Here is a 388-nt window from a genome sequence, read left to right on the forward strand (position 1 = left end):
CGCCTTATCCATAAGAATTGTTGAACTAAACTCAGCGCCGTAGATTTCTACTTCATCTAAGTTTTTCTTAGAGATAACATCTTTTCCGCCTTGCTCACCCGTTTTCTCTTGTACAATAAAGTCTTTGTAATCAGAGAAGAAGGTAGTGAACTCGAATTTTGCGCTCTCATTTTGTCCGCGTAAACCCGCTTCATATGAGATGCTCTTTTCCGATTTTAGATTAGGGTTCGCTTCAATAATCGCGCCTTGGTTGTAGAAGTAGTATAAATCGTAAACCGTTGGGGCTTTAAAGCCTTGGCTGATTTGACCAAACACAGATAAGTTGTCATTGACATGATAAACCGCACCCAGTTTACCTGTTAATGCACTATCTTTGTTTTCGTCATAT

1 protein-coding gene is annotated in these 388 nt (G+C 39.4%); it reads right to left on the reverse strand.

Annotated features, from left to right (window positions below):
• Positions 1-388: TonB-dependent receptor plug domain-containing protein (locus tag QTO00_RS20910; protein WP_331426414.1), on the reverse strand; the 388-nt coding region annotated here is incomplete at both ends.

Source organism: Vibrio sp. M260118 (genome assembly GCF_036533755.1).
Taxonomy (GTDB): Bacteria; Pseudomonadota; Gammaproteobacteria; order Enterobacterales; family Vibrionaceae; genus Vibrio.